Source organism: Skermanella aerolata KACC 11604, from assembly GCF_000936425.1.
Lineage (GTDB): Bacteria > Pseudomonadota > Alphaproteobacteria > Azospirillales > Azospirillaceae > Skermanella > Skermanella aerolata.
This window is the reverse complement of record NZ_AVFK01000001.1, coordinates 300351-315273: the sequence shown is the minus strand read 5'-3', so window position 1 is coordinate 315273 and position 14923 is coordinate 300351. Positions and strand designations below refer to the sequence as shown.

The 14923-nt window shown below is 64.4% G+C and carries 9 protein-coding genes; 4 read left to right on the top strand and 5 right to left on the bottom strand.

From position 1 onward, the window contains the following. Nucleotides 1–64 precede the first annotated feature (64 nt). Together N826_RS01405 and urtA are read right to left on the bottom strand one after the other, a co-directional pair. Complete coding sequence (locus N826_RS01405; RefSeq protein ID WP_044425845.1) at nt 65–1729, bottom strand: methyl-accepting chemotaxis protein; 1665 nt, start codon at nt 1727–1729, stop codon at nt 65–67. Nucleotides 1730–1739: 10 nt separating this feature from the next. Then, entirely contained in the window at nt 1740–2957 is a 1218-nt protein-coding gene (urtA, locus tag N826_RS01400) for an urea ABC transporter substrate-binding protein (RefSeq protein ID WP_052830739.1), read from the bottom strand. 284 nt (nt 2958–3241) lie between these two features. On the opposite strand from urtA, the gene N826_RS01395 reads away from it, so the two are divergent. Beyond that, complete coding sequence (locus N826_RS01395; RefSeq protein WP_044425523.1) at nt 3242–3544, top strand: hypothetical protein; 303 nt, start codon at nt 3242–3244, stop codon at nt 3542–3544. Here the strand turns inward: N826_RS01395 and N826_RS01390 are convergent. Next, complete coding sequence (locus tag N826_RS01390; RefSeq protein WP_052830738.1) at nt 3541–3927, bottom strand: response regulator; 387 nt, start codon at nt 3925–3927, stop codon at nt 3541–3543. The two genes, N826_RS01395 and N826_RS01390, sit on opposite strands and share 4 nt — an antisense overlap. Nucleotides 3928–4125: 198 nt before the next feature. Here N826_RS01390 and malQ point away from each other — a divergent pair, with 198 nt between their 5' ends. Together malQ and treY are read left to right on the top strand one after the other, a co-directional pair. After that, nucleotides 4126–7764, top strand: a complete 3639-nt coding sequence (gene malQ, locus N826_RS41455) for a 4-alpha-glucanotransferase (RefSeq protein WP_052830737.1) — start codon at nt 4126–4128, stop codon at nt 7762–7764. Between the two features lie 10 nt (nt 7765–7774). Then, nucleotides 7775–10627 (top strand): malto-oligosyltrehalose synthase, encoded by a 2853-nt coding sequence (gene treY, locus N826_RS01380; protein WP_044425841.1) that lies wholly within the window; start codon nt 7775–7777, stop codon nt 10625–10627. Nucleotides 10628–10679: 52 nt separating this feature from the next. On the opposite strand, the gene N826_RS01375 is transcribed toward treY, so the two are convergent. Together N826_RS01375 and N826_RS01370 are read right to left on the bottom strand one after the other, a co-directional pair. Beyond that, nucleotides 10680–12326 (bottom strand): MFS transporter, encoded by a 1647-nt coding sequence (locus N826_RS01375; protein WP_044425522.1) that lies wholly within the window; start codon nt 12324–12326, stop codon nt 10680–10682. 59 nt (nt 12327–12385) lie between these two features. Then, entirely contained in the window at nt 12386–12862 is a 477-nt protein-coding gene (locus tag N826_RS01370; RefSeq protein WP_244619394.1) for a DoxX family protein, read from the bottom strand. A gap of 506 nt (nt 12863–13368) precedes the next feature. Between N826_RS01370 and N826_RS01365 the strand changes: the two genes are divergently transcribed. Then, nucleotides 13369–14913, top strand: a complete 1545-nt coding sequence (locus tag N826_RS01365; protein ID WP_044425520.1) for an EAL domain-containing protein — start codon at nt 13369–13371, stop codon at nt 14911–14913. Nucleotides 14914–14923 lie beyond the last annotated feature (10 nt).

Here is a 14923-nt window from a genome sequence, read left to right as displayed (position 1 = left end):
TGGCTGACGAATCCGATATGCTTCAGGAAGAGGTATGGGAGGCGGCAGGGGAAAAGGGCGGCGCTTACGCCGCCCTGATCGTCGCGATCAGCATCTCGACCTCCCGGCCCAGCCGGTCGGACTGGCGGGTCAGGTCGTCCGAGGCGGACAGCACCTGGACGGCGGCAGCGCCGGTTTCACTGGCGGCTTGGGTGACGTCGCCGATGCTGCGGCTGACTTCCGTCGTGCCATGGGCTGCTTCGTGGACGTTGCGGGCGATCTCGCCGGTAGCGGCGGCCTGCTGATCGACGGCGGCGGCGATGGTCGCGGCGATCTCGTCGATGCCGACGATGGTATGGCCGATGTGGCGGATGGCGTCGACGGCCCCGGTGGTGGCAGCCTGGATCGTGTCGATCTGACCGGAAATCTCATCGGTGGCGCGGGCGGTCTGGTTGGCAAGCTGCTTGACCTCGCTGGCGACGACGGCGAAACCCTTGCCAGCCTCACCGGCACGGGCCGCCTCGATGGTCGCGTTCAGCGCCAGAAGATTGGTCTGGCTGGCGATGTCCTGGATAAGCTGGACCACCTCGCCGATGCGAGCCACGGCGCTCGCCAGACCTTCCACGGTATGGTTCGTCTGCTCCGCCTCGGCGACCGCGGCCCGCGCCATGCCGGCGCTGGTGGCGACCTGCCGGCCGATCTCGCCGATCGAACCGCTCAGCTCCTCGGTAGCGGCAGCCACGGTCTGCACATTGGCCAGCGCATGCCCGCTGGCCGCAGTCACCTGGGTCGCCTGCGCGCTGGTCTGCCCCGCTATGGCGGTCAGGCTCTGGGCGCTGGTCTGCATCTGACGGGCGGCTGTGCCGACCGCATCGACGATGCCCTTGACGGTATGGTCGAAGGTTTCGGCCAGACGATGCATCTCGGCGCGCCGCGCGTCCTCCGCCTCCAGCTTCTGCCGTTCGTTCTCCTGCTGGAGACGGACCCGTTCCTGCGCGTTTTCCCGGAACGTGATCAGCGCCCGGGCCATGGCGCCGATCTCGTCGTGGCGCGCACGCGGCGGAATGACCACGTCGAGCCGCCCATCGGCCAGCCCGGTCATGGCGGCGGTCATGCCGTGGAGCGGTGCTATCACCACCCGGCGGAGCGTCAGCAGCAGAAGCAGCACGACGGCCACCACCATGCCGGCGGACAGCGCCGTCTGGCGCATCAGCGAGGACTTCAGGTCCGCGTCGATCCTCTCCATGCTCCAGGCCACGGTGAAGAAGCCGACGATGCGGTTGTCCTTGCCGAACCGGGTCGGAGCCAGGACGACGAAGTGATCGCCGGTACCGTAATGCAGGGACTCTCCCTGCATCAAGGCTTCGCGGTTCGCCGTGAACGCCGATTCGAGATCGAAGGGAATGCGGTCGGACGCAGCCTTGGCGGTCAGCAGCTTGCCGGTCTCGTCGAACACGGCCAAAGCCGCGGCATCGACCCGCTGATTGGCGGTGACGCCTTCGAGGAAGGCGTCGATGGCGGGCACCTTGCGCCACCGCACCACCTCCGCCGCGTCGAGAACCAGCCTTTCGGACAGTGTCAGCGTACCGTTTTCCGCCGTTTCCCGCAGTTCTTTGGACGCGGAAAAAGTCTGTACCGACACCAGGAGGGCGACACCCGCGACCACAACAGCCGCAACGGCAAGGGCGAGCCGCCGGCCCAGGCTGACGGTAGCGGACGCAGCCGCAACGGAACCGCTGACACTGTCCATGACGCTCAACTCACTTCTTCGGCAGATAGGGGCTCCAGGGCTTCGGCTCGACCAGTCCGGAGGACTTCCAGACGGTCTGCATCTGGCCGGAGGGAAGGATCTCGCCGATCACCACCGGCTTGTGCAGGTGCTGCGTCTCGCCGTCGTAGACTACGTCGTAACCCGACAGGGAGCGCACGGTCAGCCCCTTCATGGCTTCGCGTACCTTGGCGACATCGGTCGTCCCTGCCTTTTCCACGCCCTTGACCCAAAGCTGGAAGCCCATGACATGCGCTTCCATCGGGTCGTTGACCACGCGCAGGTCGTCCTTCATGAAAGCCTGCCAGCGGGAGATGAAGGCGGTATTCTCCGGCGTGTCGGACGACATGAAGTAATTCCAGGCGGTCAGGTGGCCGACCAGCGGCGTCACGTCCAGACCCGCCAGTTCGCCCTCGCCGACCGAAAAGGCCACGACGGGAGTCTGGGCGGCGGTGATCTCCTGCTTCGCCAGTTCGTTGTAGAAACCGATATTGGCGTCGCCGTTGATCGTGGACACGACGGCGGCCTTCTTGCCCTTGGAGGCGAAGTCCTTGATCTCCGTCACGATCTTCGCCCAGTCCTGATGACCGAACGGCGTGTAGTTGACGATGATGTCGCTTTCGGCGACGCCCTTCGACTTCAGGAAGTTGACCAGGATGTCGTTGGTCGTGCGCGGATAGACGTAGTCGGTGCCGGCCAGATAGAAACGCTTTACGGAGCCGCCATCGGCGCTCATCAGGTATTCCACTGCCGGAATCGCCTGCTGGTTGGGGGTGGCTCCCGTATAGACCACGTTGGGGGACTGTTCCTGCCCCTCGTACTGGACGGGATAGAACAGCAGGCCGTTATGCTTCTCGAAGACGGGCAGCACGTGCTTGCGCGACACGGAAGTCCAGCAGCCGAACACCACGGCCGCCTTGTCCTCGCCCAGCAGCTTTTCGGCCGATGTCGCGAAGGTAGGCCAATCGGACTTCGGATCGACGACCACCGCTTCCAGCGACCGGCCGAGCACGCCACCCTTCTTGTTCTGCTCATCGACCAGCATCAGGATCGTATCCTTCAGCGTTATCTCGCTGATGGCCATGGTGCCGGTAAGGGAATGCAGGATGCCCACTTTGACGGGTTCGGCGGCTGCCGCTGCGGACATGAAGCCGAGACCGGCAATAATGCCCGATGCAAGGCCGAGAAGACGATGACGGATGCTGAACATGATGTTTTGCCTGTTTCCCTTCGCATTGAATAAACAGATCTGTTCACAGCAAGAAGAACCCAGCTTGCGAAAGGACGAGATCAGCATCGGAAAGACCGATAATCACCTGCGCCAACTAATTTCCATGCCGAATTATTTTAATAAAATTAATTAAAAAATATATGGTAGTCAATGTTCGGTACATGACAATCGCAGCAGTCTTCAGTCACAATCTGCACAATACTTGAGCAGATCTGAGCACGATCGCTTGACCCGCACTGGTTTCAGGCGGGAACCGGCCCTACATGATTTTCATGAAAACCATTCTAGCCGTTGCCATTGCCGCCGCGCTGCTGCCGCTAGGCGCAGCCCTGGCGGAAACCCCGGCGGACCGCAACGTCGTAGCGCCCTACCGGTTTCCCTCGCCGTCCGAGCGAATCGACCCGCCGGACAGGGGACGCGCGGAACTGTACCGTGACCAGCTTCGCGGAAGCCAGAACAGGCGCGAACAGTTGAACAGACAAGGCAAGCTGGACACGCTCGGACGGCGTGAGTTGCAGGATCTGCGCGGCGAAACGAACCGGATGGAGCGGACGCTGGAGCGTTAGGCTTCCGGCGCCGGTTCGGGACGGTCGCGAAGCGCATCGGCGATGGCGCGGCGAAGCTGGCGCGCCTCGAACGGCTTCCGCAGGAAACTGGAGGCTTCGGCCAGTTCGGCCTGCGCGGCATCGATCTGGCCGGAAATCAGCAGCGCCGCGATGCCGAAGCGCTGGCGCAACTCGCGCGCGGCGGCGATGCCGTCGCTGCCATCCGCCAAGCGCACATCCATGACGGCCAGATCGGGACGGTGCTCCTCCGCAAGGCGCAAGGCCTCGCTCCGTGTACGCGCTATGCCGCACACCTGATAGTCCATCCCAGCGATCAGCCGCTCCAGATCCAGTGCGATCAGCATCTGATCTTCGACGATCAGGATCTTGCAGCCATCGGTCATAAAAAGCCTCCCACACCCAGGCGCAGCCGGAGGACCCGCCATGCCTGCACAGTCCAACGCCGGAGGCCGTAGGTCGATAGCAACGAAGGGGTAGTAGCTGGGCGCAAGATCGAATGCCTCGCCCTTTGACGGATCGGCAGGAACCAATGGCAGGTTGCAAGGGTTGGGCGGACACCGTTCATACCAAGGGTGCTCCCCATGGCGTCGTCCGCCGCTCAAATCCCGATCATCGACCTCTCCGACCTGACCGCGCTTGGCGGCGACACGCTGGATGCCCTGCAAAGGCGGGTGCTTCCGGCCTACCTGATGCGGCACCGCTGGTACGGAGCCAAGGATGCCGGCGCCCCGGTGGTGACCGTGCTCGACAAGCCGGCGCTCGATACCGCCGAAGGGCCGGTCCTGCTGGCTACACTGCTGGTCCGCCCGCCCGGCTGCGCCGAGCAGCGCTACTTCCTGCCGCTAGCGGTCGTCGGCGAGGATCAGGCGGATGTCGGCGATCCCGCGATCCTGGCAAAGGTGCCTCGGGGTTTCCTGATCGACGCCTTCGCCCGCAATACCTTCGTCAACGCCCTGGTCAAGGGCATGCGGGAAGGCCGCGAAACCGGCGGCCTAAGGTTTCGGCAGAGCGGCGGCGACCTGGACGACGTGGAACCGATCGAACGGTCGCGGACGGAACAGTCCAACACCTCGATCCGTATCGGCGGCAAGGCGATGCTGAAGGGTTTCCGCAAGCTCGAGCAGGGCACCCACCCGGAACTGGAGGTCGGACGCTTCCTGACCGAAGTGGCGAAGTTCCCTAACTCCCCTGCCCTGCTGGGATCGATCGAGCGTGTCGGCCACGACGGTGGCGGCGCCACGGCGCTATGCGTCGTCCAGGCGCTGGTTCCCGATGCGGAAGACGCCTGGGGATACGTGCTGGAACGGACCCGGACGCCGGCCGATCCCGAACTGCTGAAGCTGATCGGAAAACTGGGGAAGCGAACCGCCGAGATGCACCACGCGATGGCGGCGCCATCGAGCGATCCCGCCTTCCGGCCCGAGCGCGTCACGCAGGCCACCGTGCACGAATGGGTCGAAGCGGTGCGGACCATGGCCCGAAAGACCCTGGACTCACTGGAACGGGCACTGCCCAAGCTTGGCCCTGACGTCAGGCCGAAGGCTGAAAGCCTGCTGGCCCGACGCGAGGAACTGATCCGCCGGTTCGACGATTTGGCCCCCAAGGGGCTGGAGGTCTGCCGGACGCGGCTGCACGGCGACTACCATCTGGGCCAGGTGCTGGTATCGCGCGGCGACTTCTTCATCATCGATTTCGAGGGCGAGCCGATGCGCCCGCTGGCGGAGCGCCGAGCGAAGCATTCGCCGCTGCGGGATGTCGCCGGCATGCTGCGATCGTTCGCCTACGCCGCGGCGACCGCCAAGCCGGAGCAGCCGGAGCAATGGACCGCCGCCGTCACCGGGGCCTTCATGGACGCCTACAAGGCGGCGATCCCGGGTGCTGCGGGATACCCCAAGGACCCCGCACATGCCGACGCCCTGCTGAGCCTGTTCCTGTTCGAGAAGGCGCTGTACGAGGTCGGCTACGAGTTGGCGAACCGGCCGGACTGGGTCGGCATCCCGCTGGCCGGCGTGCTGGAACTGCTGGACCGCAAGCCAGCCTCCGCGACCCCGACGCTGGACCGGCTGGCGGAGCGGGTGGGGATAGAGCTGGAGTACCAGAGCGCCACGGGAGAGACCGTCCACATCGGCGAGCACGCCAAGCGCGCCATGCTGACCGTCCTGGGCCATCCCGCCGCCGACGAGCAGGAAGCGGAGCGCCGGCTTGCAGCCCTGGATGACGCGGAACTGACGCACCCGCTGCCGCCCGTGCTGGTGGTCAAGGCCAGTGCCGGCCGGATCGACGTGCCCGTGTCGTTCACCGCCAGCGGCGCTCGCCTGCGCTGGCGCATCGCCGAGGAAGGCGGAGCGCGCGAACATGAAGGGACGGTCAAGTTCTCCGACCTGGAACTGTTGCGCACCGGCCGCCACCAGGACCGTGCGATAGAACGGCGGCGGCTGGTGGTGGACGTCGTCCTTCCTCCCGGATACCACCGGCTCGGCCTGTCGGGCGGCGGCATGGACGAGGTGGCGATGCCGCTGATCGTCACGCCGGACCGCTGCTACCTGCCCGGCGCGCTGACCGAAGGCCCCGGCATTTGGGGGATTTCTGCCCAACTATACCTGCTGCGGTCCCAGGACGACTGGGGCATCGGCGACTTCGCCGATCTGAAGAAGCTGGTCGAGGACGCCGCTGGGATGGGAGCCGGCGTGATCGGGCTGAACCCGCTGCACACGATGTTCCCCGACAATCCGGAGCACGCCAGCCCCTACTCCCCGGCTAGCCGGCTCTACCTGAACATGCTCAACATCGACCCGGCGAAGGTGCCGGAATACGCGACCTGCGAACGTTGCCGGCTACTGTCGGAAGCCCCCGAGTTCAAGCGCCGGCTCCAGGCCTGCCGCGAAGCGCCGCTGGTCGATTATGCCGAAGTGACGGCGCTCAAGCTGCCGGTGCTGGAAGTGATGTTCCAGCAGTTCCAGGAGCGGGCTTCATCCGACCGGAAAGCCGCATTCGACGCCTTCCGCAAGGAACAGGGCGAACCGCTGGAGCGGCTGTGCCGCTTTTTGGCGCTCCGCCGCCACTTCGCGCCGGACAAGGCGGACTGGAGGGCTTGGCCGAAGGATTACCAGGCTCCTGACAGCCAAGCTGTCGAGAAGTTCGCCCGGGAGCATGCCCCCGACGTGGACTTCATGGCCTGGACCCAGTGGATCGCCGACGAACAACTGGCCGAAGCCTCGGCCATGGCGAAGGCCAGGGGCATGCCGGTCGGACTGTACCGTGATCTGGCGGTCGGCGCCGACAGCGGAGGGGCGGAGACCTGGTCCAACCCCGGCGTGGTGATCGTCTCGGCCCATGTCGGGGCGCCGCCCGACCTGTTCAACCCGGCCGGACAGGACTGGGGCCTGCCGCCCTTCAATCCGTTGGCCTTGCGGAACGAAGCCTATGCCGGCTTCATCGATCTGGTGCGGGCCAATATGCGCCATGCCGGAGGCTTGAGGATCGACCACGTCATGGCGCTCCAGCACCTGTACTGGATACCGGAGGGCAAGCCGGCGTCCGAGGGCATGTACATCGCCTATCCGATGGACGACATGGTCGGCATTCTGGCGCTGGAAAGCCAGCGCAACCAATGCATCGTGGTTGGCGAGGATCTGGGCACCGTGCCGGAAGGCTTCCGCGAGAAGATGGAATCTGCCGGCATCCTGTCGTACCGCGTCGTCTTCTTCGAATACGCCGAGGACGGCGGTTTCGTCGGCCCCAACGACTACCCGAAACTGGCGCTGTCCACGGCGGGCAGCCACGATCTGGCCACCCTGCATGGCTGGTGGGAAGAGCACGACATCGACCTGAAGGAGCAGCACGGGCTTTATCCCGGCGACGGCGAGGCGGACAAGCAACGCGACCTGCGCCGCCGCGACAAGCAGGCCCTTCTGGATGCCCTGGAAGAAGCGAAGCTCGCCTTGCCCCATGGCTTCACCGCGACCTCCCCCTATGCCGGCGGGCTGTCGGAGGCGGTCCACCGCTTCCTGGCCCAAACTCGTTCCGCTATCGCAATGGTCCAGATCGACGAACTGACCGACGAGCCCCATCAGGTCAACCTGCCCGCCACCACCGACCAGCACCCAAACTGGCGGCGCAAGCAGTCGTTGAGTCTTGAGGAACTAACCGGCAACCCGCGCGTTGTCGCGCTGGCACGGATCTTCCGGGATGCCCGCCCGCCCGTTTCCCCTGCTCGATAGGCTGACATCCATGAGTAACTCTCCCCAAGAAACCCCCGGCCTGAAGACCGCCGAAGGCATTCCCGTTCCGCGCGCGACATACCGCCTTCAGTTCAACAAGGACTTCCAGTTCGATGCCGCGGCCGACCTGACCAAGTACATGGCCCGGCTCGGCATCAGCCATCTTTACGCTTCGCCCTACATGAAGGCGCGGCCGGGCAGCACGCACGGCTACGACATCGTCGATCACAACGCCATCAATCCGGAACTGGGCGGCGAGGAAGGTTTCCGCCGGCTGGTCGCCAGCCTGAAGGAGGCCGGACTTGGCCAGATCGTCGATTTCGTGCCGAACCACATGGGCGTCGGCGGATCGGACAATGCATGGTGGCTGAACATCCTGGAATGGGGCCAGGACTCCGCCTATGCCGGCTACATGGATATCGACTGGGACCCCGACCGCCGGTTCCTTCAGGGCAAGCTGCTGATCCCGTTCCTGGGTGACCAGTACGGCAAGGTGCTGGAAGACGGCAATCTGGTCCTGAAGTTCGACGCGGAGGAAGGCAGCTTCGCGGTCTGGGCCTATGACAGCCATAAACTGCCGATCTGCCCGCTGAACTATGCCGAGATCCTGGGCCACGACCAAGCCGACCTGGAGACACTGGGCGACGCCTTCGACGCCCTTCCCACCTTCCGTCCCCATGTCGAGCGCCGCGCTCAGGAGCTTAAGGCCGAACTGGCGAGCCTCGTCGCCGAGAAGCCCGATGTCGCCGCGGCCATCGAGGCCGGCATTAAGAGACTCACCGGCACGCCGGGCAAGCCGGAGAGCTTCCGCCCGCTGCACGACCTGATCCAGCAGCAGAACTGGCGGGCCGCCTACTTCAAGGTGGCCGCCGACGACATCAACTACCGCCGCTTCTTCAACATTAACGAGCTGGCCGGACTGCGCATGGAGCAGCCGGAACTGTTCGATCTAGCGCATCGCCTTGTTCTCGACCTCGTCGCCGACGGCACGCTGGACGGCATCCGGATCGACCACATCGACGGGCTGGTCGATCCCAAAGGCTATTGCATCCGCCTGCGCGAGAAGGCGCCGAAGCCGTTCTATCTCGTCGTCGAAAAGATCCTGGCGCACCATGAACGCCTGCGCGAGGACTGGCCGATCGAAGGAACCACCGGCTACGAGTTCACAAACCTCGTCGGCGGGCTGTTCGTGGATTCCGCCAACGAGGAAGCCTTCAGCCGCATCTATTCCGACTTCACCGGCCTGACCCAGCCCTTCGAGGACATCGTCCACGAGTGCAAGATCAGGATCATGGAGCACGAGATGGCGAGCGAGCTGAACGTGCTCGCCCGCGACGCCGCGCGCGTCGCCCGCTCCAACTGGCGGACGGCCGACTTCACCAACAACATCCTTCATTCCGCCCTGAAGGAGATCGTCGCCCGCTTCCCGGTCTACCGGACCTATATCGACGGCTCGACGCCGGCGGACAGCGACCGGCGCGATATCGACTGGGCGATCACCCAGGCGCGGCGCGCGGTCGATGCCGCCGACCCCAGCGTATTCGACTTCCTGCAAGCCTTGCTGACCGGCGATCTGGTGGCCGAGCCGCGCAGCGGCTACAGCCGGTTCGCCGTGATCCGGCTGGCGATGCGCGTCCAGCAGTACAGCGGGCCGGTGATGGCCAAGGGTCTGGAGGACACCGCCTTCTACCGCTACAACCGGCTGGTCTCGCTGAACGAGGTCGGCGGCCATCCCGATATGTTCGGCGTCACCGTCAGCGCGTTCCACTACGCCAACCTGGAGCGGGCGCGGCGCTGGCCCCATGCCATGCTCGGCACTTCCACCCACGACACCAAGCGGGGCGAGGACACGCGTGCCCGACTGAACGTCCTGTCCGAGATGCCGGACGAGTGGGAGCGCCAGATCAAAACCTGGAGCCGGATGGTCCGTGCCCGGCGCGGCGACATGGCCGGCACCGCACCGCCCGACAAGAACGACGAATACCTGCTCTACCAGCTCCTGCTCGGGTCGTGGCCCGCCGAACTGACTAACGTTACGCAACCGGATGCATCGCTGCTGAAGGGCTATATCGAACGTGTCGAAGGCGCAATGATCAAGTCGATCCGTGAAGCCAAGGTCCATTCGACCTGGGCCGCTCCCAACACGGAATACGAAGACGCGGTCATCGCCTTCCTGCACGAGTGCCTGGACGTGACGCGCCGCAATCCGTTCCTGGAAGCCTTCGTCCCCTTCCAGGCGAAGGTGGCAAAGCTGGGAGCACTCAACGGCCTTGCCCAAGCCTTGCTGAAACTGACAGTTCCCGGCGTGCCGGACATCTACCAGGGCTCCGAGATGTGGAACCTCAGTCTGGTCGATCCCGACAACCGCCTGCCGGTCGATTACGAAACCCATCAGCGGGCGTTGGAGCAGGTGGAAGGCGAGCTTGAAGCCGACCCGGCCAGCCTGCCCGGCTTCATGGACCACTGGCAGGACGGCGTCGTCAAGCTGGCGGTGACGCTGAAGGCCCTGAAGTTGCGGGAAGAAAAGCCCGAGCTTTTCGCCTTCGGCGGCTACGAGGCATTGACCGCCCAGGGCGAAAAATCCGAGCAGATCTGCGCCTTCGCGCGCGTCCATGAAGGTGACAATGTGATCATCGCGGTGCCGCGTTTGGTCGCACGCCTGGAAGACGAGTCAGGCAATCGGCTCAGCTGGGGCGATACGGTGGTGACGCTGCCGGCGTCGGTCACCGGAGAAGGCTCCGGCCGCTGGAAAAACCTGCTGACCGGAGCGGTGCTCGACGCCGAAAGCCAGGAGGAAGGCGCTGTCTTGACGGCGGACAAACTGCTGGGCGGCTTCCCCCTGGCATTGCTTGTCAGGGCATGACGCCGTAGCCTAACACGATGCCGGTAAGCGAGCCGATCAATGCCCGGCTTTCTTACCGGCCCTTCTTAATGGCATGACGCCGGTGTTTCTCCACGGTCAGGAAATGCCGGACCAGCGGCCTGTCCGTGCCGACATGGAACCGTATGACCTCCTGCTGAAGGTCGGCATCGGCGTTGGAGACGCGCTTGTGCTGCCGGAGATGCTCCGCCCAGGACTCCACCATGAACCATTCCAGCATCTTCTCCGGATCGGCGGAATCCTCGGTAACGCCCCAGCCGTAGGCGCCGTCGCGGCGGCGTTCCTCCGATAGAGTATCCAGTGCGTTAAGGAACGCGGTCCGATCCGCGGACCGCACCTTGTACTCGATCAGGATCAGCACGGGTCCCCGGTCGTGCTCGATGGGGCTGGCGGTAAGCGGTTCCGGCCAATGGTTGGACGGCACCAGATCCGTTTCTCCGGTCGGCAGCTTGACCCGGTGCAGGAGGAAGCCGACGATCACGAGTGCGGCGGCACCGGTCAGGAGCGTCGCGGGAATACCCACTTCCTGCGCCACCAAGCCCCACGCGACGCTTCCCGCTGCCATCGCACCGTTGAACACGGCCAGGTAGACCGCCAGGGCACGGCCGCGCACCCAGTTCGGCAAAATTGCCTGGGCGGTTCCGTTCAAGGTCGTCAGGGCCACGATCCAGGCGGCACCAAGCAAAAGCAGGATGGCGACCGCCAGCCACTTCGGCGGCGACAGCGCCAGCACCGCCATCACCAAGGCGGTGACGATGGCGGACAGCAGCAGCAGGCCGTCCGCGTCCAGCCGCTGCCGCAGGCGCGGCAAACCCAGCGCTCCCAGGATGGCGCCGGCCCCGACGGCACCCAGCAGGATGCCGTAGAACCCGGCGTCGCCTTCCAGGAGGTTCCTGGCGACGAGCGGCAGCAGCGCCCAGACGGCGCTGGCCAGCGCGAAGAAGACGGCGGAGCGGAAGAGCACGACATGAAGTTCGCGGCTGGCCCTCGCGAAGCGCAGACCGGCCCGGAACGCCCCGAAGAAATGTTCCGACAGGGCGTCCTCGGCATTGGGAGCCCGGCGCCACCAGACCAGCGCCGCGATGACGAAGACATAGCTCAGCACATCGGCGCCATAGGTGACGGCGGCTCCGAACGAGGCGAGGATCAGACCGCCGGCAGCCGGTCCGATCGACCGCGCGATGTTGATGCCCAGCGAGTTCAGGGCGACCGCGTTCTTCAGGTCGCGCTTGGGCACAAGCTCCGGAACGATCGATTGCCATGTCGGCCCCATCAGGGCAGCACCGATGCCGCCGACGAAGGTCAGCGCGATCAGGGAACTGACCGTCAATTGGCCGGAATACGACAGCAGCATCAGTGTGCCGCTGACCGATGCCAGCATGATCTGGATGACGATCAGGAACTTGCGCCGGTCGAGGATGTCCGACAGCACGCCGGCCGGGATCGCCAGCAGGAAGATCGGCAATGTACCGGCGGCCTGAATCATCGAGACGGCCGCCGGAGAACTCGATAGGTCGGTGATGAGCCAGGAACTGGCGACGTCGCGCATGAAGCTGCCGGTATTGCCCAGCACCGTCGCCGCCCACAGCACGGCGAAGACGGTCTGGCGAAGCGGTGCGAAGCTGCCGGAAGAGGAGGCTGGTTCCGGTCGCGGAGCTACGTGCTCGGTACTCTGGGTCAACTTGAAAGCTCTCCATCCATGGGCCGCGGCATTCCGATATTCCTGCAGATCATTGTTGGTCAGCGGTCCATCGCCGAGGTCCGAAGCCGCGCACGGCTATCCAGGTCGTGCCAGGCCACCAGCAAGAACCCGCCGATCAGGCCGAGATGTTCGAAGAAGGAGTTGGCCGCCATGAACCGCTCCGGGGGTGCCATCTCCCAGAAACGGCCGGCGATCAATGTCGCCATCAACGTGAAGCCCGCCAGCGCGAGGGCACCGGCCCACCTATGGATGCCGGCCAGGATCATCAGCGACGCCGCCAGTTCGAGGACGATGGTCGCAACGGCGAAAGGCGCCGCCGGCATCAGCCCAAAATGCTCCATTTCCGCGATAGCGCCGCCGAAGTCGGTCGCCTTGTTCAACCCGCCCTGAAGATAGGCGGCACAAAGTCCGAGCAGGGCGATCCACCGGATCGATTTCGCGGCACGTCCCGACATCCAGCCCGCTTCCCGGCTCGTTCGAAGCTTGGGATCAAAGGGCAGTGTACGCGGTGTCATAGGTGTCTCCGGTGTCGCGCCGGGAGATGAGGGACATGGACCGGTCCGGCACATCCGGCGCATGTCCGGGCGTTCACGAAGCGGTTCCGCTGAACTCCCGATAACCGAACGACAATGCCAATGGACTGGATGGTCTATCTTGGATGAAACAACCCTTCCCGCTCCAAAGTCTGGTCTCCAGGAGTTTAGAAAGGTTAATTGGCATTGTTTGAAAGGGCGGCTGGAGTTTACCGGGACCTCAGCCAGCCGAAAACTTTACTCCCTGACATTTCTTTAGATCCACCTCTCAAGCTCTCACCGCCTATGCTAAGAAGCTTAGAACCAAATACATAAGAAAATGCTGGTACATTCTTTAACTTCTGCAGGCAATATCCCTTCACTGAATTGTGAGTCCTGTGGACCGAGAACGATCGATGAGTAGACACCTAAAGAGATTCGTCTCTTTCGCTTTCGCTGCGGCTGATCTTCTGATCGAGGTTGGAGTCTCGGGTGAGATAAGCTTTGCAATGGGAGCAGCGCAGACCCTGACCGACAGGCGTGAAGACACTCTCGTCGGCAGGAACTGGCTCGATCTCTTCGATGCCGCCGATCACAATCCGGTACGGGCGATGGTGGCGGGGCTGGGGCCGCAGGGGCGTTGCGGACCTTTGACCGTCCGCATGGCGACACCGAGCGGAAGCCCCGAGCGTCACGCCGCCCTCAGCGCCTGCCGGCTGTCAGGACAGGATCAATGGCTGTCCTGCGTGCTGACGACGCTCCCGGGAGAAGGAGAGACGGAAAGACCGCTCACGACGAGCATAGACGACTTCGTCAAGGCTACACAGGCAGCGAGCGAAGCCGGTGCGGCCCTGACATTCCTGGACGCTCCGGGGCTGGTTGCGCTGGCTCGGAGCAATCCCGAGATGTGCCAGACGCTGGTACAGCGAATCAGCGTATTGCTCAAGAACTCGGCTGCCGGTCACAACGCCGCCGCTCGGCTCAGCGAGACCCGCTTCGGCATCGCTCATAACGGCGACGATCTCAGTCTGCGCAAGGGACTGGCGGACATTACCGAAGAAAGCGTCCGCAACGGCATCGACCTCGGGATCAGTGCCCATCATGTCGATCTGGACGCCGAGACCCTTGGCCGCGAGGAACTTGTGCAGGCGGTTCGATTCGCGGTCAACCGTTTCGCTTCGCAGGGATCGAACGCCAAGCTGCCGGGATCGGTCAGCCAGACCTTCGAGCAGATGGTCAGCAGCGCCCTGCAACGGATGAGCGAATTCGCCACGGTCATCCGTGAAGAGAAGTTCGACCTGTCCTTTCAGCCGATCGTCGAACTGTCCAACGGTTCGCTGCACCACTTCGAGGTCCTTGCGCGATTCGCGGACGGCTCCAGCCCGTTCGAGAAGGTCCAGTTCGCGGAAGAAATCGGCGTGATCGAAAAGTTCGATATCGCGGTATGTACCCGTGCGGTTTCGACGATGAGGTCGGCGCCGAACGGTCCAGGCGTTTCGCCCTTGCGGCTGGCGGTCAATCTATCCGGCCGCTCCCTGGACAACTCCCTGTTCATCCGCCTGCTGCTGGCAATGCTGGACGAGAACCGCGATCTCGCCGGCAATCTTTCGCTGGAGATCACCGAAAGCGCCCGATTGCAGGACCTGGTGAAGGCCGAGCGCGTGATCCAGGAGATCAGGCGGCGAGGCTTCGCCGTTTATCTAGACGACTTCGGAGCGGGCGCCGCCTCGATCGAATACTTGCAGGCACTGACCGTCAACGGGGTCAAGATCGACGGCTCCTATATCAAGCGCATCGGCGCTTCCCGCAGAGACGACGTGCTGCTGCGGGGTCTTGTCCGTCTCTGCGGCGATCTTGGCATCGAAACCGTCGGTGAGATGGTGGAAACGACCGATCAGGGTGATTTCCTGCGGAATGCCGGCGTCACGCTTGCACAGGGATGGCTGTTCGGCAAGCCGTCGCCGATACCCGAATGGACTTCGAGGATGGCGGCAAACCCGGCGGCGCCAAGGGTTCGTGCCCGGCGGCAGGGCGCCGTCGAAAGCTGGGGGTAACAGCGCGGCT